The 3,724-nt window shown below is 60.1% G+C and carries 4 protein-coding genes; all 4 read left to right on the top strand.

The genetic code is table 11. The annotated features are described in order from the left end of the window. Positions 1-1,063 (top strand): 3-isopropylmalate dehydratase large subunit (gene leuC, locus ACIOVB_RS05735; RefSeq protein ID WP_401265674.1); only part of this gene is annotated, 1,063 nt, incomplete at its 5' end. Between the two features lie 10 nt (positions 1,064-1,073). Further along, on the top strand, positions 1,074-1,718 hold the full coding sequence (gene leuD, locus ACIOVB_RS05740) for a 3-isopropylmalate dehydratase small subunit (RefSeq protein ID WP_187676932.1): 645 nt from the start codon (positions 1,074-1,076) through the stop codon (positions 1,716-1,718). Between the two features lie 74 nt (positions 1,719-1,792). Continuing rightward, positions 1,793-2,560: a class I SAM-dependent methyltransferase gene (locus ACIOVB_RS05745; protein ID WP_401265676.1), complete on the top strand. Its 768-nt coding sequence runs from the start codon at positions 1,793-1,795 to the stop codon at positions 2,558-2,560. A gap of 55 nt (positions 2,561-2,615) precedes the next feature. After that, positions 2,616-3,698: a 3-isopropylmalate dehydrogenase gene (leuB, locus tag ACIOVB_RS05750; protein WP_187676934.1), complete on the top strand. Its 1,083-nt coding sequence runs from the start codon at positions 2,616-2,618 to the stop codon at positions 3,696-3,698. Positions 3,699-3,724: the final 26 nt, after the last annotated feature.

Consider the following 3,724-nt stretch of genomic DNA (forward strand, 5'->3'; position numbering starts at 1 on the left):
GCAGGGCGCGACCTTGCCGGGCATGACCGTGGTCTGCGGCGACTCCCACACCTCGACCCACGGCGCATTCGGCGCCTTGGCTCACGGTATCGGCACTTCCGAAGTCGAGCACGTGCTCGCCACCCAGTGCCTGGTCGCCAAAAAAATGAAGAACATGCTGGTGCGCGTCGAAGGCCAATTGCCGTTCGGCGTGACCGCCAAGGACATCGTCCTCGCCGTTATCGGCAAGATCGGCACTGCTGGCGGTAACGGCCACGCCATCGAATTCGCCGGCAGCGCGATCCGCGACCTGTCTGTCGAAGGCCGCATGACCATCTGTAACATGTCCATCGAAGCCGGCGCCCGTGTGGGTCTGGTGGCAGCGGATCAAAAGACGGTCGATTACGTGAAAGGTCGCCCATTCGCACCAAAAGGTGCGCAGTGGGACATGGCAGTCGAAGCCTGGAAAGAGCTGGTGTCCGACGCCGACGCCAAGTTCGACACCGTGGTTGAACTCGACGCCGCGCAGATCAAGCCGCAAGTCAGCTGGGGCACTTCGCCGGAAATGGTTTTGGCCGTTGATCAGAACGTGCCGGACCCGGCCAAAGAGATGGATCTGGTCAAACGCGACTCTATCGTCCGCGCCTTGAAATACATGGGTTTGACCGCCAATCAGGCGATTACCGACATTCAGCTCGATCGGGTGTTTATCGGCTCCTGCACCAACTCGCGAATTGAAGACTTGCGCGCTGCCGCCGTGATCGCCAAGGGCCGCAAGGTGGCTTCGACTATCAAGCAAGCGATCGTGGTGCCGGGTTCGGGTCTGGTGAAGGCGCAGGCTGAATCCGAAGGTCTGGACAAGATTTTCCTCGAAGCCGGTTTCGAATGGCGCGAGCCGGGTTGCTCGATGTGCCTGGCGATGAACCCGGACCGCTTGGAGTCCGGCGAGCATTGCGCCTCGACCTCCAACCGTAACTTCGAAGGCCGTCAGGGCGCCGGTGGCCGTACCCATCTCGTCAGCCCGGCCATGGCTGCTGCGGCAGCGGTGAACGGTCGTTTCATCGACGTTCGTGAATTGATTTAAGGAGCGCAGCATGAAAGCTTTTACCCAGCACACTGGCCTTGTCGCGCCCTTGGATCGTGCCAACGTCGACACCGATCAGATCATTCCGAAGCAATTCTTGAAGTCGATCAAGCGCACCGGTTTCGGCCCTAACCTGTTCGACGAATGGCGTTACCTGGATGTCGGTCAGCCGTACCAGGACAACTCCAAGCGCCCGCTGAACAAGGACTTCGTCCTCAACGCCGAGCGTTATCAAGGTGCCAGCGTGTTGTTGGCCCGCGAGAACTTCGGTTGCGGCTCCAGCCGTGAACACGCGCCGTGGGCGCTGGAAGAATACGGTTTCCGCAGCATCATCGCGCCGAGCTACGCCGACATCTTCTTCAACAACAGCTTCAAGAACGGCTTGCTGCCGATCATCCTCAGCGACGCTGAAGTCGACGAACTGTTCAAACAGGTCGAAGCCGAGCCGGGCTATCAATTGCAGGTTGATCTGCAAGCACAGACCGTGACCCGCCCGGATGGCAAGGTTTACAGCTTTGAAATCGATGCGTTCCGTAAGCATTGCTTGCTCAACGGTCTGGACGATATTGGCCTGACCTTGCAAGACCACGAAGCGATTGCGACGTTTGAGGCCAAGCACCGTGTGAGCCAGCCTTGGCTGTTCCGCGACGCTTGATTGATTTGAGACTGATGTAGTTAGAGCGGGCCTCTTCGCGAGCAGCTCAAACAACACAAATGCAGGATGAGACCATGACCAGCACCGCCCAGCACACTCAGGTCGTACAGAAGCAATTCGGTGAACAGGCCGCCGCCTACCTGAGCAGCGCCGTTCACGCTCAAGGCACTGAATTTGCGCTGCTACAGGCTGAACTGGCAGGGCAGGGCGAGGCTCGGGTGTTGGATCTGGGGTGTGGCGCCGGTCACGTGAGTTTTCACGTCGCGCCGCTGGTCAAGGAAGTGGTCGCCTATGACCTGTCGCAGCAGATGCTCGACGTGGTGGCTACCGCTGCCGTTGATCGCGGTCTGAACAATATTTCCACGGTCAACGGCGCCGCCGAGCGTCTGCCGTTTGCCGATGGCGAGTTCGACTTCGTGTTCAGCCGTTATTCGGCGCATCACTGGAGCGATCTCGGTCTGGCCCTGCGCGAAGTGCGTCGGGTGCTTAAGCCGGGCGGCGTGGCGGCGTTTGTTGACGTGTTGTCACCGGGCAGCCCGTTGTTCGACACTTACCTGCAAAGCGTCGAAGTGCTGCGCGACACCAGCCATGTGCGCGATTATTCCGCCGGCGAGTGGTTGCGTCAGGTCAGCGAAGCCGGTCTGCATACCCGCAGCACCACGCGTCAACGCCTGCGTCTGGAATACAGCAGTTGGGTCGAGCGCATGCGCACACCCGAAGTGATGCGCGCGGCGATCCGCCAGTTGCAGCAGTCGATGGGCAACGAAGTGCGCGAATATTTTGAGATTGATGCCGATGGCTCGTTCAGTACAGATGTGATTGTGTTGATGGCTGAACGCTAAGAATTTTTCCGGGAGTGCCAGTAAACGGCGCACCGATTGAAGACACGAGGAAAGCATGAGCAAGCAGATTCTGATTCTCCCAGGTGACGGTATTGGTCCGGAAATCATGGCCGAAGCGGTCAAGGTGCTGGAGCTGGCCAACGACAAATACAGCCTGGGCTTCGAGCTGAGTCATGACGTGATCGGTGGCGCGGCCATCGACAAGCACGGCGTGCCGCTGGCTGACGAAACCCTCGACCGTGCCCGCGCTGCCGATGCTGTGCTGCTGGGGGCCGTGGGTGGGCCGAAATGGGACACCATCGAGCGCGACATTCGCCCTGAGCGCGGTCTGCTGAAAATTCGTGCGCAACTGGGCCTGTTCGGCAACCTGCGTCCGGCGATTCTCTATCCGCAATTGGCCGACGCTTCCAGCCTGAAGCCGGAAATCGTTGCCGGTCTGGACATCCTGATCGTTCGTGAGCTGACCGGTGGCATCTACTTCGGCGCGCCGCGGGGCACCCGCGAGCTGGAAAACGGCGAGCGTCAGGCCTACGACACCCTGCCGTACAGCGAAAGCGAAATCCGCCGCATCGCCCGCGTCGGTTTCGACATGGCCATGGTGCGTGGCAAGAAGCTGTGCTCGGTGGACAAGGCCAACGTGCTGGCGTCCAGCCAACTGTGGCGTGAAGTGGTTGAGCAAGTGGCCAAGGATTACCCGGAAGTCGAACTGAGCCACATGTACGTCGACAACGCGGCCATGCAACTGGTGCGCGCGCCGAAGCAGTTCGACGTGATCGTCACCGACAACCTGTTCGGCGACATTCTGTCCGACGAAGCGTCGATGCTTACTGGTTCCATCGGCATGCTGCCGTCGGCCTCGCTGGATGCCAACAACAAGGGCATGTACGAGCCTTGCCACGGTTCGGCGCCGGACATTGCCGGCAAGGGCATTGCCAACCCGTTGGCGACGATTCTGTCGGTGTCGATGATGCTGCGTTATAGCTTCAATCTGCAGGATGCGGCCGATGCCATCGAGAAAGCCGTCAGCGTCGTGCTCGATCAAGGGCTGCGCACCGGCGACATCTATTCGGCCGGTTGCACTAAAGTCGGTACGCAGGAAATGGGCGACGCAGTAGTCGCCGCGCTGCGGAATCTGTAATCTCTCGGGCCCGCTGCGAAATTCAA

Source organism: Pseudomonas sp. NPDC087639, assembly GCF_044743385.1.
In the GTDB taxonomy this organism is placed as follows: domain Bacteria; phylum Pseudomonadota; class Gammaproteobacteria; order Pseudomonadales; family Pseudomonadaceae; genus Aquipseudomonas.

Bases quoted from the DNA above. Each gene is read 5' to 3' on its own strand.
- leuD (WP_187676932.1), top strand. From the start codon at position 1,074: ATGAAAGCTTTTACCCAGCACACTGGCCTTGTCGCGCCCTTGGATCGT.
- ACIOVB_RS05745 (WP_401265676.1), top strand. From the start codon at position 1,793: ATGACCAGCACCGCCCAGCACACTCAGGTCGTACAGAAGCAATTCGGT.
- leuB (WP_187676934.1), top strand. From the start codon at position 2,616: ATGAGCAAGCAGATTCTGATTCTCCCAGGTGACGGTATTGGTCCGGAA.